Annotated in this window: 19 protein-coding genes; 10 read left to right on the top strand and 9 right to left on the bottom strand. The window is 58.6% G+C overall.

Annotated features, from left to right (window positions below; translation table 11 throughout):
- Nucleotides 1-84 precede the first annotated feature (84 nt).
- The 6 genes from VB144_08485 (at nt 85) to VB144_08510 (ending at nt 7,471) form a co-directional block, all read left to right on the top strand.
- Nucleotides 85-1,935, top strand: a complete 1,851-nt coding sequence (locus VB144_08485) for a sigma 54-interacting transcriptional regulator (GenBank protein ID MEA4883677.1) — start codon at nt 85-87, stop codon at nt 1,933-1,935.
- Between the two features lie 342 nt (nt 1,936-2,277).
- Nucleotides 2,278-3,669 carry a pyridoxal-phosphate dependent enzyme gene (locus VB144_08490; GenBank protein ID MEA4883678.1) on the top strand — a complete coding sequence of 464 codons (1,392 nt, stop codon included), beginning with the start codon at nt 2,278-2,280 and terminating at the stop codon, nt 3,667-3,669.
- Between the two features lie 28 nt (nt 3,670-3,697).
- Nucleotides 3,698-4,906: a YgeY family selenium metabolism-linked hydrolase gene (locus VB144_08495; protein ID MEA4883679.1), complete on the top strand. Its 1,209-nt coding sequence runs from the start codon at nt 3,698-3,700 to the stop codon at nt 4,904-4,906.
- A gap of 40 nt (nt 4,907-4,946) precedes the next feature.
- Nucleotides 4,947-5,933 carry an ornithine carbamoyltransferase gene (locus tag VB144_08500; GenBank protein MEA4883680.1) on the top strand — a complete coding sequence of 329 codons (987 nt, stop codon included), beginning with the start codon at nt 4,947-4,949 and terminating at the stop codon, nt 5,931-5,933.
- A 72-nt stretch (nt 5,934-6,005) separates the two neighbouring features.
- On the top strand, nt 6,006-6,554 hold the full coding sequence (locus tag VB144_08505; protein MEA4883681.1) for a hypothetical protein: 549 nt from the start codon (nt 6,006-6,008) through the stop codon (nt 6,552-6,554).
- Nucleotides 6,554-7,471, top strand: a complete 918-nt coding sequence (locus VB144_08510; GenBank protein MEA4883682.1) for an ABC transporter permease — start codon at nt 6,554-6,556, stop codon at nt 7,469-7,471. The genes VB144_08505 and VB144_08510 overlap by 1 nt, the downstream gene beginning before the upstream one ends.
- Before the next feature lie 14 nt (nt 7,472-7,485).
- Here the strand turns inward: VB144_08510 and VB144_08515 are convergent, their stop codons facing one another.
- From VB144_08515 to VB144_08535, 5 genes are all read right to left on the bottom strand, one after another.
- Nucleotides 7,486-8,232, bottom strand: a complete 747-nt coding sequence (locus VB144_08515) for a vitamin B12 dependent-methionine synthase activation domain-containing protein (GenBank protein MEA4883683.1) — start codon at nt 8,230-8,232, stop codon at nt 7,486-7,488.
- Nucleotides 8,233-8,247: 15 nt separating this feature from the next.
- Nucleotides 8,248-10,233 carry an ASKHA domain-containing protein gene (locus tag VB144_08520; protein ID MEA4883684.1) on the bottom strand — a complete coding sequence of 662 codons (1,986 nt, stop codon included), beginning with the start codon at nt 10,231-10,233 and terminating at the stop codon, nt 8,248-8,250.
- Nucleotides 10,230-11,207 (bottom strand): uroporphyrinogen decarboxylase family protein, encoded by a 978-nt coding sequence (locus tag VB144_08525; GenBank protein MEA4883685.1) that lies wholly within the window; start codon nt 11,205-11,207, stop codon nt 10,230-10,232. Before VB144_08525 ends, VB144_08520 begins: the two co-directional genes overlap by 4 nt.
- A gap of 22 nt (nt 11,208-11,229) precedes the next feature.
- The gene (locus tag VB144_08530; protein ID MEA4883686.1) at nt 11,230-11,847 is read right to left on the bottom strand and encodes a corrinoid protein; all 618 of its coding nucleotides are present in this window, start codon (nt 11,845-11,847) and stop codon (nt 11,230-11,232) included.
- A 127-nt stretch (nt 11,848-11,974) separates the two neighbouring features.
- The gene (locus tag VB144_08535; protein MEA4883687.1) at nt 11,975-13,357 is read right to left on the bottom strand and encodes a PocR ligand-binding domain-containing protein; all 1,383 of its coding nucleotides are present in this window, start codon (nt 13,355-13,357) and stop codon (nt 11,975-11,977) included.
- A 148-nt stretch (nt 13,358-13,505) separates the two neighbouring features.
- On the opposite strand from VB144_08535, the gene VB144_08540 reads away from it, so the two are divergent.
- Nucleotides 13,506-14,360, top strand: coding sequence for a helix-turn-helix domain-containing protein (locus VB144_08540; GenBank protein MEA4883688.1), 855 nt, complete (start codon nt 13,506-13,508; stop codon nt 14,358-14,360).
- Between the two features lie 283 nt (nt 14,361-14,643).
- Nucleotides 14,644-18,066 carry a glycosyl hydrolase family 65 protein gene (locus tag VB144_08545; protein MEA4883689.1) on the top strand — a complete coding sequence of 1,141 codons (3,423 nt, stop codon included), beginning with the start codon at nt 14,644-14,646 and terminating at the stop codon, nt 18,064-18,066.
- Here the strand turns inward: VB144_08545 and VB144_08550 are convergent.
- From VB144_08550 to VB144_08565, 4 genes are all read right to left on the bottom strand, one after another.
- Nucleotides 17,983-19,368 (bottom strand): carbohydrate ABC transporter permease, encoded by a 1,386-nt coding sequence (locus VB144_08550; protein ID MEA4883690.1) that lies wholly within the window; start codon nt 19,366-19,368, stop codon nt 17,983-17,985. The two genes, VB144_08545 and VB144_08550, sit on opposite strands and share 84 nt — an antisense overlap.
- 84 nt (nt 19,369-19,452) lie before the next feature.
- The gene (locus tag VB144_08555) at nt 19,453-20,565 is read right to left on the bottom strand and encodes a sugar ABC transporter permease (GenBank protein ID MEA4883691.1); all 1,113 of its coding nucleotides are present in this window, start codon (nt 20,563-20,565) and stop codon (nt 19,453-19,455) included.
- A gap of 145 nt (nt 20,566-20,710) precedes the next feature.
- Complete coding sequence (locus tag VB144_08560) at nt 20,711-21,955, bottom strand: ABC transporter substrate-binding protein (GenBank protein ID MEA4883692.1); 1,245 nt, start codon at nt 21,953-21,955, stop codon at nt 20,711-20,713.
- 68 nt (nt 21,956-22,023) lie between these two features.
- Entirely contained in the window at nt 22,024-23,058 is a 1,035-nt protein-coding gene (locus tag VB144_08565) for a LacI family DNA-binding transcriptional regulator (protein ID MEA4883693.1), read from the bottom strand.
- Between the two features lie 353 nt (nt 23,059-23,411).
- Here VB144_08565 and VB144_08570 point away from each other — a divergent pair, with 353 nt between their 5' ends.
- Both VB144_08570 and VB144_08575 read left to right on the top strand, forming a co-directional pair.
- Nucleotides 23,412-24,446 (top strand): LacI family DNA-binding transcriptional regulator, encoded by a 1,035-nt coding sequence (locus VB144_08570; protein MEA4883694.1) that lies wholly within the window; start codon nt 23,412-23,414, stop codon nt 24,444-24,446.
- A 144-nt stretch (nt 24,447-24,590) separates the two neighbouring features.
- Nucleotides 24,591-25,778 (top strand): ABC transporter substrate-binding protein, encoded by a 1,188-nt coding sequence (locus VB144_08575; GenBank protein MEA4883695.1) that lies wholly within the window; start codon nt 24,591-24,593, stop codon nt 25,776-25,778.
- The last annotated feature ends 1 nt before the right edge of the window (nt 25,779 follow it).

Consider the following 25,779-nt stretch of genomic DNA (forward strand, 5'->3'; position numbering starts at 1 on the left):
AAATCGGCACTACAGTACTGATACGCGAAGGATGCAGCATGTTGACGCAATCGATCACATATGTGCTCGGTGGGGGTGTGTGGGATGTCCGCCAATAGGCGTACTGGGGACGCCCAAGAGCAAGCGCCTGAACTCGCTGGCCTTGCAGAAGATGCGCAGAAGGCATGCGATGCCATAGCGGCCGTAGTAGGTCTGGAAGTGGAAATTGTCGACAAGAACCTGCTTCGGATAGCTGGAACTGGCAAGTACCGTCTCCGCGTAGGGCATTCACTCGAACACGAAGGCGCAGTGTATCGGCAAGTCCTCAGAACTGGTCAGGGCACAATTGTAACCAGGCCCGGTCTGGAACCCATTTGTGGCCTGTGTTCCAAGTACGGTAGTTGCGACGAGAAGGCGGAGCTTTCTGCACCGATAGCCGTTGAAGGCGATATTGTAGGCGTCATCGGGCTGGTCTGCTTCGACCAATCCCAGCGCGCCAGGCTGCTGGACAGGCTTGAGTGTCACAAGAACTTCATCGAACATATGGCCGGTCTGCTTGCAAGCAAGATTCGAGAGCACGCTCTGTTGGAACAGGAGCGGCGCGCTGCTCAAGAGGTCGCTGCGCTGCTCGATCGGATGGCCGACCCGGTGCTGGCTGTAGATCAGAATGGAAGGCTGGTCCATTACAACGTCCCGGCAGGCCGGCTTCTGAATATCCCTGATGGCGATGGCTTCAGTGCTGCCCAGCGGGAGAAACGCATGGTCTGCAGCACTGAGGAACTGGGGTTCTTGGAAAGCACTCTCAGAACCAAGGAAGGGTTCGAGGAGAAGGAGATGTTTCTCAGTTTCGGGGGAGTCGAGAAACCCTATCTCGTATCCGCTACGCCGTTGGCATCGGGAGGGCTTATCTACGGTGCTATGGCGGTGATCCGTCCGCTGGGAGAACTCCACCGCTGGGCCTACAACTTGACGAATGCCGTGAAGGTATTCACGCTCAACGACATCATCGGGGAGAGCCCTGCGATCCAGCTCATCAAGGAGAAGGCGCTCAAGGTGGCGGGAGGCAAGTCCAACATCCTGATAACAGGAGAAAGCGGCGCCGGGAAGGAGCTGCTCGCAAGGGGAATACACAATGCGAGCGGCCGTGCTGACCGGCCGTTTGTCGCGGTGAACTGCGCCGCGATTCCAGATACTCTCCTCGAGAGCGAGCTTTTCGGGTACGAAGAAGGAGCATTCACAGGCGCGAGAAAAGGCGGCAAACCTGGAAAGTTCGAACTCGCCGACGGGGGGACGATCTTTCTCGATGAAATAGGCGAGATGCCCATCCATCTCCAGGCGAAGCTGCTCAGAGTGCTCGAAGGCTGGGAAGTGGAGCGTGTTGGAGGCACTCGGTCAAGGCCCATCGATGTGCGACTCATGGCCGCCAGCAATCAGGACCTCGAAGGGAAGATCGCTTGCAGAGAGTTTCGCGAGGACCTGTATTTCCGTTTGAACGTAATACCTTTGCAGGTCCCGCCGCTGCGCGACAGAGAAGGAGACACTCCGCTCTTGGCACGCTACTTCATCCGAAAGCATGCCGCCTTGCTCAACAAGAAGATCGAGGGGATGGAACCCAGCGTGGCTAGGTTGTTCGAGAGCTACTGGTGGCCCGGCAATGTCCGCGAGCTTGAGAACACAATCGAGCATGCCGCCAACATCGAGAGTACATCCATCATTCATGAACGGAGTTTGCCAGAGACGATTCGCACCAGGGCATCGAGCGTCTCGAGGAAGTTGCGCGGCCATGCGGGCATTGACGACATGGAGGCGCGCCTGATAGAAAAAACCCTGGGGCGATACGGGTACAGCTACCGTGGCAAGCAACAGGCGGCGCGCGAACTGGGAATCGGCATTGCCACCCTTTATCGGAAAATGGCTCGCTATGGCATCCCGGGAGTCCATGCCGCAAAACGATAGCAGCGCCTATCAATGTGATGGGTTTCATTATCAGTGGTTCTTTCGCAACAATGCCGCCAGCATATCGCGCATTTGACGCACTTTGACTCTACCCTCGCAGGCAGATATTACTATCAACATGATAGGCGGCGTTCCTTGACGTCAGAAGCCTCGCTATTTCGACAGTGATAACTGCCCAGCTAAACGCGGGTGTTGTCGAACTTGTGGTCTAGATGTGGCATGGCGTGGAAATTGCATGTCTTATCAGATCGAATGCACAGGCGCGATGTAACAACATGGATGGCAGGCGTATCGTGAGTGGCGCTTTGAGGAAGCCTGCCAAGCCTTATAGGAGGAAGTTGCATGTCTCGGAGGATGGTATGGGGACCGACATTCGAGGAGATGCTGCATCCCGACAAGATCGACCCTCAGATCCGGAAGCAGGCTCTCGCAGCAAGGGAGAGCGATCCGCTCAACGAGATCAACCTGTACAATATCACCTGGAAGCGGCCGGATGGGAAGCCGTGTTACGTTGTCATTCCCAAAAAACTGACCGGAGTAGATGCCAACATCATAGCTCTGTACGGTCGGGACTTCCCCACGGGTTCACACAAGGTGGGGGCAACGTACACGGTTACGGTCGAAAAACAGCTCAATGGGGAGATCACTCCAGGTGAGCACACAGTGGTGTTCCCGTCCACAGGCAATTACGGAATAGGCGGCGCCTGGGTGGGGCCCCGCATGGGCTACGACTCCTTGGTGATTCTTCCTGAACTGATGAGCGCGGAGCGTTTCCAGAAGATCGAAGGATACGGGGCAAGGTACATCAAGACAACGGGCTGTGAATCCAGCGTGAAAGAGATATACGATAAGTGCTGGGAGCTTAAGCGCCAACCCGAGATACGGGTGCTCAACCAGTTCGAAGTGATGGGCAACTACAGATTCCACTACTACGTCACGGGCAATACCGCAGTTGAACTTGTTGCCGATCTCGCAAAGCGCGGAATAGGCAACGGCAGGTGCGCGGCGTTCGTCTCGGCGATGGGCTCTGGAGGCACCATAGCCGCAGGCGATAGGCTGAAAGAGGTCTTCCCCGAACATCGCATAGTCGGCCTTGAGCCGATTCAGTGCCCGACCCTTTTCAACAACGGATACGGCGACCACGACATCCAAGGCATTGGCGACAAGCACGCCACATGGATTCACAACGTTATGAACATGGATTGCCTCATGTGCATCGATGATATGGAGAGCAAGTGGGGCCTGCAACTGCTGACAGATCCTGTGGGCATGGAGTATCTGGCGCAGAATGCAGGAATCCCAGAAGAGACTGTACGCGAGATGTCCACCTTGTTTGGCATCTCAGGTGTATGCAACGTTCTGGGCGCGATCAAGACAGCTAAGCACTACAGGATGACCAGCAGCGAAAACGTGGTCACTGTGCTTACCGACACCATAGATCGTTACCATTCGGTGATGAGCGCATTGGATGACAAATTCGGCAAGATGGATGCAGGCAAGGCAGAAGCCCGCTTGTCAGGCATCTTCCGGAGCGCCAAGCTTGACTACATTCAAGAGGGAACTGTTAACAATCGCGATAGATGGTTCAACCTCAAGTACTACACCTGGGTTGAGCAACAGGGCAAGACAGTTGCTGAGCTGAACGCGCAGAGAAGCCAGGCCTGGTGGGCTGAAGAGCGGAGTAAAGTCCTTGATATCAACGACCGCCTTTGCCAAGCGCGAAAGCGGTCATGAGAGCGGTGATGAGAGAGGAGTGATCACGATTAGCTTCCCTTTCGAGAAAGCATTGGATCAAGCAGAAGGATACCGAAAGCAGATCTCCGGATTCCTGCGCGACATGGTCGCGATACCAGGTGAAAGCTGTCAGGAGAAGGCAGTGATCCAGCGGATCGGAGAGGAAATGGAGGCCGTAGGTTTCGACAAGATCGAGATCGATCCTATGGGCAACATCCTCGGACGCATTGGAACTGGCAAGACCCTGATAGCGATGGACGCACACGTTGACACCGTTGGCATTGGAGACCCAAGCCTCTGGGAAGTCGATCCGTACAAGGGATACGAGGACGAGAACATCATCATGGGCAGAGGCGCCAGCGATCAGAGGGGCGGCATGGCCTCGATGGTGTATGCCGGCAAGATAATCAAGGATCTGGGCCTTGAGGGCGACTATACTTTCCTGGTGACCGGAACCGTTCAGGAAGAGGACTGCGATGGCCTCTGTTGGCAATACCTCATCCACGATGGCGGAATTCGGCCCGACTTCGCCGTGATTACCGAGCCGACATCACTGAACATCTACCGTGGGCAGCGTGGACGTATGGAGATAAAGGTGACGACTAAGGGCATAAGCTGCCACGGATCCGCTCCTGAGCGGGGCGACAACGCGATCTACAAGATCGCCCCCATCCTTCAGGAACTGCGTGCCCTAAACGAGAACCTTCATGTAGATTCGTTCCTGGGCAAAGGGAGCCTGACCGTATCCGAGGTCTTCTTCAGCTCGCCTTCCAGGTGCGCAGTTGCTGACGGGTGCTGGATCTCCGTCGACCGCCGGTTAACAGACGGGGAGACGTGGGAAATGGCTCTCGAGCAGATAAGGAATCTTCCGGCAGTTAAGGAAGGAAAGGCCGAGGTGTCGATGTACGGGTACGACCAGCCGTCATATACAGGTCTGGTGTATCCCACAGAGTGCTTCTTCCCGACCTGGGTCCTTCCCGGCGACCACATGGTCTGTGAGACGCTAGTCGATGCCTACCGTGGTCTATTCCAGAAGGATCCCCTCGTGGACAAATGGACATTTTCCACCAATGCAGTGTCCATCATGGGGCGATACGATATCCCTTGTATAGGATTCGGCCCCGGGCACGAGGATCAGGCCCATGCTCCCAACGAGAGGACCTGGAAGGACGAACTGGTGAAAGCGACTGCCATGTACGCGATGATTCCCTTGCTCTATACCTCGAAAACCGCCTGACGATCCAGGCAGAAGAACTGTGTATGGAGGAATTTGAGCAATGCAGACGATTTTCAGGGGAAAACACTTCATCACCTTGGAGGAATGGTCGCTTGAGGAGATCGATACGCTTCTGGATGTGTCGTATGAGCTGAAGCGCGATTTTGCCATGGACAGGCCCACAGATTACCTGCCGCGCAAGACCGTGTTCCTCATGTTCTTTGAGCAGTCTACGCGCACTCGAAACTCAATGGAAGCCGGCATTACGCAGTTGGGCGGACATGCCCACTTCCTCGATGCCAGCAACATGCAGATCGCGCACGGCGAAGTCGCCAAGGATACGGCAGTCATCCTCTCGAGAATGGGCCACGCCATAGCCTGCAGGAACTGCTTCTGGAAGCAGGGGAATACGTATCTTCGCGACATGGCGAAGGCTTCGACAGTCCCCATCATCAGCATGCAGGACGATCTGTATCACCCACTTCAGGCCATTGCAGACCTGATGGCGATCCAGGAGAAGAAGGGCAGGAACACCAGGAACCTTAAAGTCTCCGTGATATGGGCGTACGCCACAACCCACAAGAAGCCCATCTCCGTTCCTGTGAGCCAGGTCCTTCTCTTCCCGAGATACGGAATCGATGTCACGCTTGCCTATCCAGAGGGATACGATCTGCCCGACTGGGTAATCGAGAAGGCCAGGAAGAACGCTGGCGCCCACGGCGGATCCTTCAGGATAACTCATGACCAGGAAGAAGCCTATCGAGATGCCGACGTCGTATTCCCCAAGAACTGGGGCAGCTGGGTGACCAACGAGAGCACGGCAGTGGTTGACTCGCTTCTCGAAGCGAACAAGGGCTGGAAGTGCACCAGCGCCCGGATGGCGCTGACGGCGAAGGATTCACTATACATGCACGCCCTGCCTGCCGACCGCCTCAACGAAGTAGAGGACGCCGTGATCGACGGGCCTCACTCAGCCATCTACGATGAGGCAGAGAACAGGCTTCACACAGCAAAGGCCGTCATGGCGCTTACCATGGGGGGAAGATAGCGAGAGGAGGGGTAGCGGCAAGCACACTACAGAGCATTCAGGTAAGGTGCAAGCTTCGTAGGTCAAGCTTATGTGATACCGGAGTCGGCATGGATCCAGTCCCTGATGCCGGGGACCCGTTTCCACTGGGGGTTTTTCGTGGCTCTGGCGGCGGCCCTGCTGGCGTATGTGATTCTCTGGCGGACCAGCCTTGGCTTCAAAATCCGGGCTGTGGGCATGAACCGGAGCGCTGCCCGGTATGCGGGAATCGACGAGAAGAAGATATTCGTGATCGTCTTCCTGATCAGCGGAGCGTTTGCCGGCCTGGCCGGGTTCATGGAGGTCAATGGCATCCAGCACATGGCCGTCCAGGGGTTCAACCCGGTGCTGGGCTCGGAGGGGATAGGGATAGCCATCCTGGGCAACGCTCACCCTCTAGGAATTGTGCTCTCCGGCCTGCTGTTCGGGGCGCTCAAGGTGGGTGGAAACCTGCTGACGCAGACGACCACCATTCCATCTAGCATCATCGGGATCATGGAAGGCTTCGTGATGCTCTTTGTGGTTCTGTCGTACTTCGTCCAAAAGAAGATCATCCTGGCCCAGCGCAAGAGAGACCTGGTGAAAGGGGAGGAGAGCGTATGATGATCACTGGCCTTCTGGCAAGAGCACTGCAGATGAGCACTCCCCTGTTTCTGGGATCCCTGGCTGAGGTCTTCGTTGAGCGGACCGGCGTGATGAATATGGCCATCGAAGGGATCTTCCTGATGGGCGCCTGGGGAGGCTTCGTCGGGGCGTATCTGACAAAGAGCCTGTTCTGGGGCTTGATAATGGCCATGACGGTCGGCGTCGCGGTAGGCGCGGTATACGCCTACATTACGGTGAGACTGAAACAGCACCAGATCGTGACGGGCGTGGCGCTCAATATCCTGTCGGCGGGAATCAGTGTCTACCTGTACAGGGTGCTCTTCGGAGTGCCTCTGATCCCCCTGACGGTCGACTCGCTCAGGAGGATGCCCATTCCGTTGCTTTCCCGGATCCCGATCATCGGTCCGGCGCTGTTCAACCAGAATATCCTGACCTACCTGGCCCTGGCCCTGATGCCCATAGGATACTGGATCCTGTTCAGAACCCGTCTTGGGCTTGTTGTCCGTTCGACCGGGGCTAACCCGGAGGCGGTGGACGCCGCGGGAACAAACGTTGAAAGGACGCAGTTCCTGGCTGTTCTCGCTTCGAGTGCCCTGGACGGCCTGGCCGGGGCGTTCTACTCAATCGGGTTCCTTGGTATGTTCTCAGACGACATCATTGGCGGTCGAGGGTGGATCGCGTTCGCAATCTGCTTCCTCGGCAACTGGAATCCTATTGGCGCTCTGATCGGAGGACTCATATTCGGACTGGCAGACAGTCTGGCAGTGCTGCTGCAGACCTCTGGCATCAGGATCGTGCCCAACGAGCTTCTGATCGCACTGCCGTATATACTGACTATCATCGCTACGATAACCAGGAAGCAGTTCAACGTGCCCGCGTATCTGGGAGTCCCGTACGTGAAGGAACGGAGCTAGGAACGAAGCAGGCGCTAAGCTAAGGCTTGACCGGGCGGACATGCTGCTTGAGTCCTCCGCGAGATGGTTTCGCACTTCTCTCTATGGACGCACACATCGCACATGCTATAGGCTCTGAGCCTTTCTGGGAGCGTCGGGCCCATGGGAAACATGACTGACACCGACTTGAGCGGGCTCATCATGAACGAGGAGGACAGTGTGACTCCGATTCTGCGGGCGTCGAGCAGCGAGAACAGCACTGCCTGGGACTCTATGGGGATGGCATGGCACCCAGGCGCGAGCCTGGGGCCTATGTCAACCTGGAGGCGTTCCGCTTCCGCGCGTCTGGCGCAGACCGCTCGGAACTCGCCTGTCATGCGACGAAGGAGAATAGTGCCCATCGTGTCGAGGACGACTGCGGCGAGGGGGTCGCCCGAGGCGAACACCTCCTGCACTCTGTGCTCCAGGTTCGGGCCTATGGTTCCGATGCCGATGGCTAAGTGTGTTGCCCCTTGAAGCAATGGGCCTGAACATGAGATGTCGAAGCCCCCTGCTAGGCTTATCGAGTCACGCGTGATGGCGGTAATCCTGCTGACCGTTGAGATGAGCATGGGCGTTGCGAGCCCTGCGGAGATTGCGACGTTGGCCTCTTCGATGGATTGGAGCACTGATTGAAGCGCAGCGCCGGATGACTCGCCGCCGATGGCGGCGAGCACCTCTTCAGGCGGAATAGCAGTAGCCTGCATATGTATGATTCGGCAGTCAGCGTATGGCTCTATCATTGTTGTGACAGCCTTTCATAGTGGAACGTGGGACTGGGCTTCAAAGGTCATGCAGTCGGTGAAGACTTCCATGAACCTAGGATCCGCGCTTAACTCGATGTGCTCGATTACGCGCGCAAGGCGGAGCGCCTCGCGGTAGAAGACGCTGTTCGCGACTGCTAGTGCCGCTCCTTCCCCTGCCGCGTTTCCGATCGACTCGATCCTGGCGCGTTGAGCGGCCGGCAGAAGGCCTATGGCCACTGCAGCCCGGTTATCCAGGTATGTGCCGAAGGCGCCTGCGAGGACTACTCGCTCAAGATCGCCCGCTCCAATTCCCGCCTGCGCAAGCAGGATCTCTGCGCCTGCCCTGATTGCTCCCTTTGCGAGCTGCAGCTCCCGAACATCGCGCTGGGTGAGGGCCACCTCGGGTGTGCTCTCCTTCGCTAGCTTCAGGATGAATCGAGCGCCGCCGGGTCCGTCTACGAGCCGCTTGTCGCCAGCGCCCTGGGCGTAGGCGCCATTGCCCAGGATCAAACCTGCTTCGCGCAGTGCAGCCACCAGGCTCACTAACCCCGATCCGCACACCCCGATTGGTTCTCCGCCGCCGATCACGTGCAGCTCAATGCCTGCGTCCGTCTGCAGATGCGGCAGATGCCTGTCTGAAGTGCGCGGCTTGCGCAGCCCAGCCCAGTCGATGGCCCCATCGGAGGCGATCATCCCGCACGAGATGCTTACCCCCTCAAAGGCCGGCCCGGCTGCAGTGGAGCAGGCAAGCACTCGTCCATTCGCCGCGAGCAGTATCTCACCATTAGTGCCGATGTCGATAAGGAGCATGGGGCGTGAGTGCTCGTGGACGCCCGCTGCTACTGCTGCGGCAAGTGCGTCGGAGCCGACGAATCCGGCTATGTTCGGGAGAAAGAAGAAACGTCCAAGGGGGTTCACCGAGTGAACACCCACATCAAGCGGTGACATGAGTCCACAGTCAATCGCCGCCGGAGCGTATGGAAGCCTTGCTAGCCTGCCGGGTGCGATGCCTAGGAACAGATGGTGCATGCAGGTGTTCCCAACGGCTCCCGTGAGGTAGATCTGCTTACTGCTCACCCCTGCTTGTGAGGCGAGCCTGGCTATGAGGCTGTCGATTGCGTCAACTGCCTCCGAACGCAACTCAGCGAGGCCGCCGGGGCTCTCGGAGTAGGCGATGCGCGAGATGAGGTCAGCGCCATGCCTGGATTGCGGATTCAGCGTTCCCGTTGCGCCCACAATGTGGCCAGAGGACAGATCGATGAGATACGCCACGAGGGTGGTAGTGCCGATATCAAGTGCGATCCCATAGGCGGAGGCGCGTACAGCGGACGTGCAGGCGGATGTGCAGGCGGCGGATGTGCAAGCGGCGCCCGCGGCTGCTGTCTCCGCCACATCGATCAGCTGGCCATCTACGGATACTCCGTGCAGCCGCAGGGCGCCCGTGCTTCCCGTGCCTGAGAAGGCCTGAGCCGCTCGCCTGATGAGGGGCAATACGCCCTGGCCGGCGTTGAACGCCGACGCGACGCGTTCCCAGTCGGAGGCGGCTGGCTTCTCCAGGTCGATCAGGACATCGCGCATCGTCACCCGAGGTTCGAATGCCGTTCGGGCGTCAGCAGACGGAGCGGCATTCGCTCCGCCCTCTGCCAGGGCCGGGTCTCCGTGCAGAAGCACGAAGGCAGAACGCTCAATATCTGGGCCGGCGGCGCCTATGATCACTTCGGAGTCGCCCGCGATTGCTGCCTGGCACGCGAGACGCACGCCGCCGGCGAGTTCAGCCTCGGTGAGCAATTCTCGCTCAGCGTCGGTCGGAGCCGAGAGTCCGCCAGTCGCTGATACCTTGCATCTACCGCACACTCCTCGACCGGCGCACGGGGCATACACGCCCACACCCGCACGCCTCAATATGTCGAGCAGCAAGGCGCCTGGTTCTGCAATTGCGCAGATCTCGGTATGTGCGCTTGGCTGCGCGGCGCGTCCTACGATTCGAACAGAGGTCAATGCCGTCCCTCCATCATGAATGCGTCGATGTTCTCGTGCGGGGTCTCATAGGGGAGGTCGCAACCGGTGCTGAGTATGAAGTTATCACGTTCCGCCATGGAGTCAAGCAATGCGCGCACTGCCCGAGCCACGTTCTCCGGGTCCTGCTGCACCATGACGCCGACTGGATCGACGTTGCCGATCAGCACGACCTCTGGGTCAACCACCCTGGCCGCTGCCGGGAAGTCCACCGGGGAATCGAGGGATAGCCCCTGTGCACCTGTTGAACACATCTCGCGCAGGAGGTGCGTGGTGTCGCCGCATATGTGTAAGACCATAATGTCGGCCATTCCGGGAGAGGCGATGAGTTCCTTGACGTACGTTCCACAGAATTCATGGAAAGATCTGGGGGATAGGAACGTGGCTGTGGGTTCGAGGATTGCGACCATGTCGGCTCCGGCGTCAGCCAGGGCCCGGGCATACCTGATGCACAGGTTCTGGCAGAATCTCACTGTACCATGAACGAGCTCGGGATCGGTGATGGTGGCGACCGCAAGCTCCGAGGCGCCCATGAGCAGACCGGCCAGGGTGAACGGTCCAGTTATGTATCCGGCTTTCGGGATCGAGATGCTGCGGCTCATCAGTTCCATCGTCTTGACATATGCTGCTATCCTGGCATCGTCCATAGGATCGAGAGCATTCAGAAGGGCAAGATCGGTCACCTGGGTCACTGGGTGCTCTTCCACCGTTGGCGATTCGAACGGAGGGTATCTCACAGGAAGGCCGAGGGCCCCCGCTTCTAGGGAAAGATCCATCATAAAGAAGATCGCATCGGGAGAGAACCGCTCTGCAGCCCGGGCCACGGTCCTGGCGTGCAGACCGGGGTTGAACTCGTTCTGCTTGAGAGAGGAGCCGGTGAGGCGTGCCCCAGGGTAGCCCAGCAGGGGCACGACAAGTCGCCGCTCTGATGATCGCACCAGATCAATGAGCCTCATTGAGCTGCCTCCTTTCCGCGCGTCACGCGTGAACGAGCAGTCGCGCCAGGTCAACTGCCGAGCTTGCATCTGGAGAGTAGCCGTCCGCACCGATCTCCTTGGAGTAGCGGTCTGTAACTGGTGCGCCGCCTATGATCACCTTGACCTGGTCCCTCAGGCCTGCAACCTTCAGGGATTCAATGGTAGCTTTCATGGCGGGCATTGTCGTTGTGAGAAGGGCGGACATCCCCAGAATGTCGGGCCTCTCGTTCTTCACGGCATCAACGAACTTGCCAGGCGGCACATCAGTGCCCAGGTCAATCACTTCGAACCCAGCGCCTTCGAACATCATCTTAACAAGGTTCTTGCCGATGTCGTGAAGATCGCCCTTGACAGTGCCGATTACGAGCTTGCCGGCAAATGAAGCTCCCGTCTTCGCCAGGATCGGCCTGATTAGGTTCAGCCCCGCATACATCGCCCGTGCGGCCACCATCACCTCAGGGACGTAGATCTCGTTCCTCTTGAACTTGGCGCCAACGACCAACATCGGAGCAATCAGGCCTTCATTCAGAATCTCCTGAACATCAACGCCATCTGCGAGCGCCTTCTCGGTGATCTCCTTCACCTTCGGCGCGTTTCCCGCATCAAGCGCCGCGCACATTTCGCTGTAGTCGAACAACAGAACAACCTCCCGTCAATGGTCAGTGATCTTTGCCAACTCGAGTGTCCAATGCTAGCTTAGAGCATTACAGTGACTGTTTCCATGGACACATCTGTGGTTTCATGCACTATCCTGCTGAAATCATCCGTTTGCGGTAGTCTCGCGGAGACAGCCCTTCCGCCCGTTTGAAACACCTGCTGAAGTGGGCAGGGTCCTGAAAGCCAGTCCTCTCCGCTACTTCTGCAATTCCACATCCTGCCACGGTCAGCAGATGCTTCGCCTCTTCAATGCGCATCGCTGTGAGGTAATCCATGACGGATGTGCCCGTTTCCTGCTTGAACAGGTGGCTGAGATGGGATGGGCTGAGGCAGACGTAGGAGGCTACGTCGGCCACCGAGAGTTTGTTGGAGAAGTTGCGGCGCATGAAGGCGGCACACTCTCGGATTACACCCTTGCTTACGTGTGCGCACCCGGCGTCAGTATTGTTGTGGCGGTTGTGTCCTGTTCCAACCGCCGCCCTCGTTTCCGATTCGCGCCCGCCACGGGTGCTGTCGGCTGCATCTGGGACTGCAGTGAGGAACTCGTCGAGCACGCGAACGATCCAGGCACACAATTCCTCGAACACCGCACAGCGCGAAAGCAGTCCTACTGACTCGTAGTTGAGCCCTAGGATGCGCTCTGGGTCTGCTCCTGCCTCCACAGCCGCTCTGGCCAGGAATACGGCGAGTTCCAAGAGTCGTGCTTTGATGATATCGATTCGGGTGGGCTCAGTGAGGAAGATGTCGGCGAGCATGGTATTGAGGATTCGCTTCGCTTCTGAACGCTGCCTTGCGCGGACTGCGCGCATCAGATCGCGCTCTCTGCGAGGGGAGTACATTCCCCAGGTGCAGCAGGCCTTCTCAAGCCGTTTGCGCTCCTGTATCTCCTCTCCCAGCAGCCGTTGCTGCCTGTAGATCTCGTTTCTCTGACGCAGTGCGAGGTCGTTCGACTGAACAACGTGGGAAGCTGCCGCGAACAGCAGTTCCGCAGCTGCCTGCACTCTTACAGTGGAAACGTGCTCGATTTCGCCTACTGCTTCCGCTAGGCGGATTCTGTCGATGCAGAGGTCGGCCGTGCGGGCGGACACGTCCTGAACGAAGTAGTCGTCAGGCTCCCACATGATGACCTGTCCGCATACGATGGACCCAAGCAGGCCGCCGCCAAGGGCGGTTTCGTCTGCCACGAGAGGCGCCGCCCAACACACCAGCCCAGCATGGCATTGGAACACGTAGAGGTCTCCGAGGTTCTCGGCCTCCCGGCCCGCGCGAGCATACGAACGGGAGCATCTGTCCCGGCCCTCCTGCGAGGATCGCACTAGTCTGCAGAGGGAACAATGCTCCCAGTCGCGCGGCGCCATCACCGGTTCGCCTGAAGCGCCGATTACCCTGGCGACCATCCCCGTCGCCTCAGTGAAGGAACGGAGGATGCGCTCCAGAGTCGGCTCTTCCAGAACATCGCTCAGATTCGTCAGACCTCTCCACCTCCCTTGGCTGCCTCATCGAAGCTGCCTTTCCGAGTGTGGTGTCGCGCGTGCCGTTGACACCGGCACGACAGTACCAATAGAATAGTAGTGATCAATATTACTACTACCCTATTTGGGGTTCGGAGGCAAGAGCCACGTGATTGGATTGGTCGATGCTCTACAGGGAATGGGCCTTTCGCTGAATGAGGCCAAGGCATACTACGCCCTTGTACGCGAAGGGCCAGCGAACGGCTATGAGATAAGCAAGAGGTCTGGGATTACCAGATCGGTGGTGTATGGTGTCCTCGACAGGCTCGTGGAAAAGGGATACCTCCTCCCGGTCGATTCCGACCCGGTGATGTATGCCCCGCTGCCTCCGTCGCAGCTTGTAAAGGGATTTCGTGAGACTTACGAATCGAATCTAGGCAATCTGGAACGCGGCCTCAGCAAGCTCGCCGCCGGAGTGAACGAGGAGGCGTACATTCTGGGAGTGTCGGGCTATGATGACACGATCCGGAAGGCGCGGGATCTTATCCGCAACGCAATGGTGGAAGTTGTGGTGTCCGCCTGGGGAAGCGACTGTGCGCCTATTCGGCAGGATCTGGAGGATGCGCACCGAGCCGGCAAGCATGTAATCATCTTCTGCCATACCAAGGTGCCTTTCAACGTGGGGAGCATCCACGAGTATGGGCTCGACGAGAGTATCATAAGGCACAAGTGGCCCAACAGGCGGATTGTCGTTGCGGCCGATTGCCGAACGGTGCTCTTGGGCGACATCAGAAATGGCTCCGATTTGGGGATAGTGACATCCAATCCGATCATCGTTCAGATGACTGTTGAGCATGTCATACTCGACATACTGCATCTTGCGCAGTTGAAGTCGGGTATAGGCGACCTAGCGGAGCATATACACTCGGGCGACGACTATATGCGGGTAATCGAGGATCAACACAGGAAGCTATCCCTTGGACAGCTGGACCTGCCTACGCCTGTCCCCATGGATGGACGATAGTGAAGACGGGGGAACGCGCAGCAGCTTCCCTGTCGACGATTCCCAGCCTCTCGTGATCGTTCCATGTGTGCTCACGGCGGGCGCACCGCGCGTAGCTGGATATTGAGGAATGGCGGCGCCCCATTCGCCCGTACGATCGGTGGTGGGCTGCAACGCTACTTAAACGTTGCAGCGATTTACGTCGAGATGGCAGGATACGGACGGACCGGTGACGAATCCATGAGAAATGATTGCAGGCAATATGGCTCACTTTTACGATTAAGCAAAGATGAGGGGGACGCCGATGAACGCGCTCTCTAGTCTTCTGGGCCGCCGTTTCCGAATGATCGTATTCGACTGGGACGGCACGGCGGTTGCGTCAAGGCATGATCCCGTCGACCACCTGCTCTGGAGAGCGGAGGCGCTTCTGGGGCGGGGGGTGTGGCTTGTCGTCATAACAGGCACGAACTTCGACAATCTGAACCGTCAGTTCTTCTCCAAGGTCAGCCCGAGCCTGAAGACGCAGTTGCTTGGCTGTGTAAACCGGGGCTCGGAGGTGTACGGCTTCACCGAGAACGGCGCTCCCGTACGGCGCCACGCCAGAATCGCAACTGGTCTCGAGAACCGGCTGATGGACCAGGTGGGCGAGATGGTGCGCCGCCATCTCATGGAGGAATACGGCCTGGAAACGCGGATCATCGCGGACCGGATGAACAGGCGAAAGCTGGATATCATCCCGATGCCAGGGTGGCAAGATCCGAGAAAGGAGGACATCGGTGAGCTGCTTGCCGCAGTCGACACGCGCCTGCGTGATGCCGGAGTGCCCGGAATTCGCCATGTGCTCGGCCTTGTTCAGCGATACTGCTGCGATGTTGGCCTCGATGCCCGGATTACCACCGATGTGAAGCACATAGAGTACGGGCTGACCGACAAGTCGGATTCGGCGGGGTACATCCTGGATCAGATAAGGCCTGCCCAGGGAATGGTCAACGATGATGTTCTCTTCATCGGCGACGAGTTCGGACCTGTTGGGGGTTTCGAGGGAAGTGACCACAGGATGCTTGTAGGCCAGGCCAGCGGAGCATCGTTTGTGAGTGTCGGCCGCGAACCCAGCGGTGTTCCCGAGGGCGTGCGCCACATCGGCGGCGGAGTTCCGTCATTTGTCAGCATCCTCGATGAACAGAGGAGGCTCTGGAGGCCAAGGCCTATCAGGCAGTCCGCGGATGATCTTGTCTCTCCAGGCGATAAGGCCTGGTCCGCCTGGGAATGTGCATGCAATGCGCGAAACGCTGCAGCCTATGAAACCATGTTCACTGTGGCAAACGGATACATGGGGACGCGCGGCGCCCACGAAGACGGGCTGTACCGCGGGGTTCCCGTCACGTTCGTGGCTGGGCTCTTCGATCAGGCGCCGGGCGATCTGACCGAGCTGGTCGTCATCCCGGACTGGCTTCCCGTTCGCCTTCGGCTCGATGGCAGAGATGTGATCCCGCACATGGTTGGAAAGCCGCAGTCTGGGGGACCCGACCGCGAGGGGCTGGCTTCTGCAGACGGCGGCGAGGTTTTCGACTATTCCCGCGCTCTTGACGTGGCTCGCGGCGTGCTCAGGCGGACATACAAGTACAGATCCGCCGACGGGCGGGTGCTTAGGGTCGAGAGTGAGCGTTTCGCGTCCATCGCCTCGCCCCACATGATGCACATGAGCTACCAGGCAACGATGGAGAAGGGGACGGGGATGGTGACTCTGAGTTCCATCTTGGATGGCGACGTTGCCAACTCCGGCGCTGCGCACCTGGCCATCGACGTGGTTGACGCGGATTCCCATGGCGACTCCCTCATCTGCGGAACGACGCTGCAGTCAGGGATTCCAATCGTTATGGCGTGCTCTGCGCGTGCCTACGTGACTACGCCTGAGGCTGCACGGGCCGCAGCCCTAGCCACAGCGCCAGCCGCCGATCGAGCCGCCGAACACGATTTCCAGGTTCTCCTCTCTGAGGGCAGCTCGATTGTCCTGGAGAAGCATGTCGCCGTGTACACCGGCCGCGACGCCGACAGGCCTGCGCACTCCATGGCCTCGGTCGGTCCGTGTGATTCCATGCATGCCTCTGCCCCAGGCGGTTCATTTCGGGGTGATCTGATTCGAGCTGCCAGGCTGGCGTCCTCCAGTGCAGCAGAAGCCGGTTTCCACCACGTGTTGACTCAGCATGCGGCCATGTGGGCCGGTAGGTGGGCGAAATGCGATGTGCAGGTCGATGGGCCTGAGCGTGACCAATTGGGAATCAGATTCGCGATGCACCACCTCATGGCGTGTGCCTCCGACACTGATGAGACTGTGAGCATACCAGCAAAGGGTCTGCATGGTGAAGGGTATAGGGGGCACATCTTCTGGGATACGGAGATCTTCGCGTTCCCGTTCTTCGCAGCATCCTTCCCCAAGATCGCCAGGAACCTCCTGATGTACCGATATGGCACTCTTCCCGGCGCTAGGAGGAAGGCTCGGGAGAACGGGTACAGGGGCGCGATGTTCGCGTGGGAGAGCGCCGACACAGGTGACGAGACGACCCCGAAATGGTCGAAGCCGCATCCTGCCACGGGGGAGCGAACCCGCATATGGTGTGGCGATACCGAGGATCACGTGACAGCCGATGTGGCGTACGCGGTTACGCGCTACTGGCGCTGGACTGGCGACAACGTGTTCATGCGCGAGCACGGTGCGGAGATGGTCATTGAGGCTGCTCGATTCTGGGCGGCGCGCGCCAGCTGGAGCGCGGAGAAGGGACGCTATGAATACCTCAGAGTGATCGGTCCTGATGAGTACCACGAGAATGTGAACAACAACGCTTTCACCAACTACATGGCGCATTGGACGATCCGCGCAGGGCTTGCTGCATGTTCCTGGCTGCGGAGGGAATGCACTCCGCATTGGGAGGCGCTTGCGCGGCGCATCGGCCTGGAGGAAGCGGAACTAGAGGAGATGCAACAGGTTGGGAACCTCATCCACCTGCCTGAGCCGGATCCATTCACGCGCCTTATCGAGCAGTTTGAAGGGTACTGCAAATGCGACCATATCGACCTGACGAATCTGAATACAGGGGGGAGGCCTGTGGAGTCGGTGCTTGGGCATGACGCCGTGGCGAAAAGCGATCTGGTCAAGCAGGCTGATCTACTCATGCTTGCTCGCCTTCTGCCAGGTCTGTTTGACCATGAGGTGTGGCAGGCCAACTGGGATTTCTACGAACCCCGCACCGCCCACGGGTCATCGTTGAGCCCGTCGCTTCACGCTGCTCTCGCCTGCAAACTCGGCAGTTCTGAGGACGCATACAGGTATCTTCAGCACGCTATCTCCCTAGACCTTTCTGATCACATGGGCAATCTGAATGACGGAATACACTGTGCCAACCTCGGCGGGATCTGGCAGGCCGCGGTGTTTGGCTTCGCTGGAATAGAGGTAGAGGCTGCCGGCGAATGCGGACCGACAACACTTCGGATATCGCCCCGACTCCCGGATGAGTGGGATCGCATCGAGGCTTCCATTGAACTCAGAGGGCGCCAGATGAGAGTTGCAGTCACGCGAGGGCGAGTTGAACTTGCCCTCGAGGCATCGGCAGGCCATGGGCGTGGACATGTGCCAGCTCCCTTGCTGCTAACCCTTAATCCCGGTGAAGCTTATCCCCTCGACGAAATACCGCTGGAACACGATGAAGAGCACGGCGATGGGCAGCGCTGAGATTACGGTTCCGGCCAGCATGGGGCCCCAGTCGAAGGCCACTGCGTAAGTGCTTCTGAAGTTCAGTAGTCCGATGGTGAGGGGGTACTTGTCAGGTGGAGACGTAATGACCACCAGAGGCCAGAAGAACTCGTTCCAAGTTCCCTGGAAGGTCAATATCGCGAGGGCGGCAAGCGAAGGCCTCGCCAGCGGAACCATGATCCTGAGGAACGTCTGGATCGTGCTTGCGCCGTCTATCCGGGCCGACTCCTCTAGGTCGTGAGGAAGGGACTCGAAGAACTGCTTCATGATGAAGACAGCGCTTCCCGCGACCATGGTGGATGCGATGTACCCGGTCCAGGTATTCACCAGAGAGCCCCCGCCGAATAGGCGCGAAAGCCCGAAGATCCCATCGCGCAGGACAAGGTAGTTGGAGATGAAGGTTACCTGCCCCGGGATCATCATGGAGAACAGCGTGAGCAGGAAAAGACCATGCCTACCACGGAAGTTCAGGCGCGCCAGGGCGTACCCTGCCATCGAGGCGATGATCACCGTTGTAATCACGCGACAGGCACTGAGCAAGAATGAATTCCTGATCCAGGTCGCAAACAGGCTCTTCCCTGTTGTGCGGCTGTAGTTCTCGCGGAACACCCGGTTGTAGTTGTAGAACACATATGGCATCACTCCGCCGGTGATGTTGTTCCAGCTCTGAACTCGCCCCAGCCTTTCGAGGCGGTTGGGAGCGAGTGTCGCGGACACAAACTTCTGGTAGAGTGGAACCTCCACATCGAGAGGGAGCTTCTCGTAGGTCAGGGTCCCCGTGTGGGTGATCTCGAACTCGTAGGTCGCTCTCACCATTCCTGACTCAGTAGTCTCCCGTTTCGTCTCGTGCACCTCGCTGACTTGAGCGTCGTCCGAGGCAAACGGATCAAGCCGAACTGCACCGACTCCCGCCCCTGGAACTCTCCTGGGCACTTTCACTATGGGGACTGCTGGAGCGGAGTCCGGCGCTGCCTCATACGTCACGCTGAATCCCACCCGGGCGCCAGGTGAAAACGCGCCAAACCATCCCCCTCCTCCGCCCTCGCGGCCGAGCCTCCAGGCGGCGCCCCAGTTTGTGGGGGATAGCTGGGGCGCGGATAGGCGGGGAGGCCACTCCGTGGGGTTATCCTTGAGGCTTGATAGAGTCGCGAAAAGGAACGGCCCTGTAAAAAGCATTGAAAGCGCCAGCAGTATCACATAGACGGATGCCGCTCGCGCCCACCTGCGGCGCGTGGTATCGGCAGGTCTCGGTGTGCGGATGTTCAGGTTCTCATCAGCCATGGCGGCCATTCGCCTCCTCACGCTTCTCGCCTGAGGTCCTTGCCTCAGCATCAGTTTCAGCACCAGGCTCGGCGTCGGGCTTGATCATGCCTTGGTGAACTTCTTCTGCAGCAGTACCAGGAGGAGCGTGAATGCGGCAAGAAACACGGCTGCCGCGGACGCCGCTCCTATCCGGGGCACTGCCGATGGTGGGAAGGCATTGCGATAAACGAAGTATGCGAGAGTGATTACTGATTCTAACGGCGCTTGGTCCCCAACGATCGCCGCCTGGTCGAACATCTGCAGAGTTCCAATCAGGCCCATGGTCACAACGAGGAAGGTGACATGCCTGAGCCCTGGGATAGTGATATGCGCAAACGCCGCGAACCCGGTGGCCCCGTCCACTGCCGCTGCTTCGTACAGTTCCTTCGGAATGTCCTGAAGGCCGGCAAGGAACAGCAGCATCATGGTTGGCGCTGTCGTCCACGTGTTGAGCATCATGATGGTGCCCAGGGGTCGTGGAAGTCCGAACGGCCCCGCCCATTGGGGGATGGTCTGGCCAGTGTTCAGCCAGATGGTCCTCACCGGTTCGATGTTCGGGTTTGGTCCGACCAGGGAAGCAAACTGAATGACCCACACGACTGCGGCGGAAATGAGAATGGATGTTAGAAGGAGGCTTGGCTCAAGCCACGACGCGCCCCGCCTTAGCCTGCGTTCTAGGCTGACCGCAGTGACCTGCAGCAACAACGCGCAACAGATAAACGCGCCCAACGGCGCTCTGTACTGCAGCATCTTGGTTGTAAGGTAGTTGACTGCGCCGGAGCGTTGGAACAGCCACATGAAAATGAGGGTTATGACCACACTCGATGTCACGCTGGGCATGTAGTACAGTCCCCGGAAGAACCGCATTCCCCGGATTCTCATGTTCATGAAGACTGCGAGAAGAAGAGCGAACACAGTCTGCAGAGAGGTGACGACGACAGCGAACATGACGGAGTTCTTGAAGGCGCGCCCGAACTGAACATCAGTGAGAAGGTTCAGGTAGTTTCGAAACCCTACCCACTGGGGCCTCGAAAAGAGGTTGTAGTCGGTGAAGCTGAAATACACAGTCCTTGCGAAGGCGTAGCCGAAGAAGACAACGATCCAGAATGCAAACGGCGCAAGCAGTAAGTATGGCGATGCTTGCTCCCACAGTGCTGAGGATCTGCGATGCCTCATGATCTCACTTCCTCGGTGCGCAAATTGGCCTATGCAAAGAAAGGGCGCCGTGCCGCATCGGTCCGGACCGGCGCCCCGCGGGTTCGTGCTGCAGGCCTTCCGGATTCCACTCAGTCCCAGCCGGGCTGCCCGAGCTTGCCCGCGCCTACTTGGTCAGGACATCCAGACGCTTGGCAGCTTCGGAAAGCGCCTTGTCTACTGTCTGCTGTCCGCTCATCACTGACGAGAGGGCCTGGTTGATCGGGGTCATCCAGTCGCCGCCGTACGATCCGAACTCGAAAGGCTTCACGCTGCCGCTTGAAGCGCCCTCGAATACGACCTTGTTAGCTATGGCCTCCCTATCGGTCCTCTTGAAGTAAGGGTTGTTGACCAGAGCAACGCGGGACGGAAGCGCGAGTCCGCGCTCGAGAACCCACTGCTGAGCCTCAGGCGATGTGAGCAGTTCCAGGGCCTTGAAGGCCTCTTCCTTGTGCTTGGAGGCGGCATTCATCGACCAGGAAACGGTGTAGATGAAGTTTCCGCGCTGACCGGTCTTGGGATGCTTAGGAATGAGCGTGGTCCCGTAGTTGAGGTTGGGCGCCTGGTCACGCAGAAAGCCGACGATCCATGCGCCTTCCACGCATGTGGCGACCTTCTCCGTCTGGAACGCCCCGCCGCCCCAGCCCTGGCCTACGTCGGCGGGCATTATGCCGATGCCCTTCTGCGCGAGACCTGTGTAGTAGCCGAATGCATCGCGGAAAGCGGGGTCCAGTAGGTTTGTCTTGCCATTTCCGTCGAAGTTCTCAAACCCGGCAGCGTAGGCGAACGCTCCCATGCGGGCGTATTCCGGGGCGAGGGCAATGCCGTACACGTCCTTCATACCCGCTTTGACCATTGACAGCTTGTCGGCGAAGGTGTTCCAGTCGTCGTTCTCATTGGGGTAGGGCACACGGGCCACATCGAATATGTCCTTGTTGTAGAACACTGCAAGGGTGTTGAAGTCCTTGGGAATGCCGTAGATCTTGTCCTTGTACGTGAAACCAGCGAGAAGCGACGGGATGATATCCGTCTTCTTGAGCGTTGTCGACTTGGCGAGATACGCATCCAAGGGCTCTACTGCGCCCGATGAGAACAGGCCCTTGGACCAGAAGATGTCCACATAGAACAGGTCGGGCCCTGTGCCGGCCGACAGGGAGTTGAGCAGCCACCGGTCGTAGTTGTCGGCAATCGGTTCGTAAGATGCCTTGATCCCTTTCAGCTTGGGCTGAACGAACCTGGCGATCAGTTCCTCCACGATGGCCGTGTCGGTTCCGCCGAAACCGCCAACGCGGATCTGGATGTCGGCCGCGCTTGACGTGGCGGCCAGTAGGAGTCCGAGTACGACGAGGATCAACACTATCTGACGCTTCATCCTAGAGGACCTCCTTCTCATTTTGCACGGACCATGGATCTAGGCACAGGCGCTACTGCTTTCGCTTCCTAATTCACCTCCCGTGGCCTGCATGTGGATTTGCGCACTACTAGCTGCGCCTTAAGAAGAACGCGAGACGGCGGCATCTCGCCGTTGCACGCAGACACCAGGATCTCTCCTACGGTTTGGCCAAGTTCATATCTGGGCTGGCTCATCGTAGTGAGTGGCGGGGCAGTCATCGCGGACATCTCGATATTGTCGAAACCCACCACCGACAGGTCTTGCGGCACACAGAGCCCGCGTTCTGCCGCTGCCTCGAGAACACCCATGGCCATGATGTCGGAGGCGACGAAGACCGCTGTGATCTCCGGGTTCTGATTGATGAGTGACAGAAAGGCCGCTTTCGCCCCTCCTGCAGTGAAGTCGCCTTCTGCTGAGAGGGCGGGGTTGAACCTTACGCCGTAGTCGGCGAGGGCGGCCTGATAGCCCTCGGAACGCTCGAAGCTCACGGAGGCGCGCCTGTGCCCATTGATGAACCCGATGAGCCTGTGGCCAAGATCAAGCAGGTGATGCACTGCAGCGTACGCCGCGGATACGTTGTCACACCCGACGGAGAACGCCATGTCCCCCATGAGGGGCATATCGAGGACAACGACTGGCATTGGAGAGGTCTTGATCTGCGGCAGCCACGGATCGTCGAGTTTGAGCCCCATGAAAAACGCGCCCTCTACGCCACGGCGCTTGCACAGATCGATGTAGGAAGGCTCATTCGCTTCGGGTGCGTCATTCACATTGAACACCATTAGGTCGTAACTGTATTCAGTGAGTTCATCCAGCATCCCGTTGATTATCTGCCCGGAGAAGGGATGGGAGAACCCTTCTCCTTTCTCCCGGCCAAGCAGGAACAGGCCTATCACGCCGGATCTCTGTGTGACCAGGCTGCGTGCTGTGATGTTGGGCTGATAATTCATCGCGTGGGCCAATTCAAGGATGTGGTTGCGCGTGTCGTCGCCGATGTCAGGGTAGCCGTTCAATGCGCGAGACACAGCGGTGACCGATACTCCGGCTTGGGCAGCGATATCCTTCAGCGTTGGCCGTCGCATGTTGCCATTTCCCCTTTTCTGACGGTCTGAATCGATTAAGAAGCGTTTGCAGCGCATTACCATGAAACTGTGAGGGCCGACGGCCATTCAGAGCCGCTGCCTTGCCCATGCGTCACTTAAACGTTAAACATATCGCAGATAGCGTTCTACTCCGGGCGGCGAACTCCTACCGGGTGGTCGGAAATAATTCCGGGCGCCGCGAAATCGGGCGTTCCACGAAAACACAAGGAGGAATTGTCACAATTGAGTTGAATAATACAATCGGTTGCATTATGAGTTCACATGATCACTAAGTTCAGAGGTAGGCCGTATTTGCATGAAATACAACCGATTGTTACGAAAGAGGGATGTCTTTGAAACCCACACTGCAAGACATGGCAGATGTTCTTCAGTTGTCGAGGTCTACCGTCTCTCGCGCACTTGCCGGAGATCCGCGCGTGGCAGAGGCAACCAGGCGGCGTGCGGAGGGGCTTGCGAAACAGATCGGGTACCAGCCGAACCCCATGGCGAGGGGGCTTGCTACTCGAAGGACGAACGTAATTGGGCTTGCGGTTCCGTGGGCGCCTCGGTCCCTTTCCGACCCGTTCTACCTGGAATTCCTGGGCTACGCTGGCGATACAGCGATGAAGAGAGGCTACTCCTTGCTCCTTTCGGCGTCGGAAGAGGACGGGGCAGGTGCGTTTCGCTCCCATGTGGAGCTGGCCGCCTCCGCCAGAGTGGACGGGATCATCCTCACTGAACCGAAAGTCGTGGACGAGCGCATCGGCCTTCTCAGGGAATTCGATGTGCCTTTCGTGTTCCTCGGGATGTCCTCAACTCCCGATGTGTCGTGGGTGAGCGGCAATAACAGGGCTGGAGCGGAGGAGGCTGTCAGGCATCTCCTGGGGCGCGGGCACACCAGGATCGGATGTGTGACCGGTCCGCCTGATCAGACAGCATCAGTGGGGAGGTTCGATGGTTACCGGGCCGCCCTGGCTGAAGCCGGAGTAGCGTTGGATCGAAACATCGTGGCGCCAGGAGATTTCACGCAAGCCGGAGGCTACTCGGCGATGTGTGAGATCCTGGAATCAGGCCGAAGCATTACGGCAGTGTACGCGTGCAACGATGTTATGGCCCTCGGCGCCATGAAAGCGGCGAGGGAATCGGGGCGGCAGATGCCGATGGACCTGTCGATCGTGGGGTTTGACGGGATCGCCATGGGAGAGTACATGGACCCGCCGCTCACCACAGTACGCCAGCCGATCAGGGAGTTGGGGGTTGCTGCTGCCGATATCCTCATCGATCAGATAGAAGGGCGCGCACAAGGCCAGGTGCACAGGGTGATGCCCGTGGCGCTCAGGGAGGGCGGTTCCACCTGCGCCGTTGGGGAAAGCCATAGGCCTCGGTGATGGAAAGTGATTAGCGATACTCGGACATGGGGGTGATGTAGGCAGGAGCAGGTTGAAGCGAGCGTCAGATTGACGGTGGCTGGGATGAGTTTCATCGGCGCGCCGGCGACATCCGCGTAGACCAATAGAAATGGAGGGATCGGAATGCTGCGTAGAGTCATGTTGTTCGTCTTTATTGCCCTCGCAATATTCAGTCTGAATGGCCTGGCTGCTGAGAAGAGACTAACTGTGATAAGTGGATGGTCAGGGCCTGAGATGGACGCCTTCATGCCTGTGCTGAAGGCTTTCGAGCTTGAAACTGGAATCAAGGTCGACTATCAGATCTATCGCGCGGAAGACCTCGCAGTGTTGCTCCCAGCGCAATTCGCCGCGAAGACCGCCCCAGGCGATGTAATCATGATGTGGGGTTGGTTCATCAACCGAGAGGCGCAGGCTGGGCATGTTCTGGACGTGACAGGCGCTCTCAACGAGGCCGACTTCGTGCCGGGAGTTCTGGATGCAGTCAAGAGCGGCAACAAGCTGTGGGGAGGGTCGTACACCGGCAAGGTGAAGCCGGGGTTCTGGTATCGCAAGTCCTTCTTCCAGAAGAATGGCCTATCTGTCCCGAAAACATGGGATGAGTTTCAGGCACTATGCGCCAAGATCCAGAAGATCCCCGGCATCAAAGCGCCCATCGCCAGCGGCAATGGGGTAGGATGGCCTCTCTCCGATATCACGGAGCATTTCATATCTACATATGCAGGGCCTGAGGTCAGCCTCGGCCTGATGTCGGGGAAAGTGGCCTGGACTGACCCGATTGTCCGAGGGGTGTTCGAGCAGAGGCTTGTTCCGATGCTCAAGGCCCACTACTTCAGCGAGCCCATCGAGTGGACAATGGCCGCGGATCTCTGGTGGAGCGGGGATTACGGCCTGTACTTCATGGGCAGCTGGATTACGGGCATGGTGAAGGATCCTACAGACCTAGGAGTGTTCTCTCTGCCGGGTTCGAAGGGCATAGTGTTCGCGCCTGACTACGCCTTCGTGCCCGCATACTCCAAGAGCCCAGTAGAAGCCAAGAGACTCCTTGCCTTCCTGTGCACCAAGGGACAGGAGATCCAGGTTCGCCAGGGCGGGCACATCGCTACTTACGACAAGGTCGCGCTGGATGCGTATCCCCCTGTCGATCGTGGTGTGGCAGACCTCATGAAGGGCAGGGTGGCCTTGCCCGATCTCGATGACACAATAGGCGGCGAGTGGCAGCCCGCCTTTTGGGACCAACTGAAGCTTCTATGGGTGAGCCCTGCTCGAGTGGGTGAAGTCCTCGACACACTGCAGCGCAAGATGCCCAAGTAGA

It is taken from the genome of Clostridia bacterium, assembly GCA_034926675.1.
Taxonomy (GTDB): domain Bacteria; phylum Bacillota; class DTU025; order DTU025; family DTU025; genus JAYFQW01.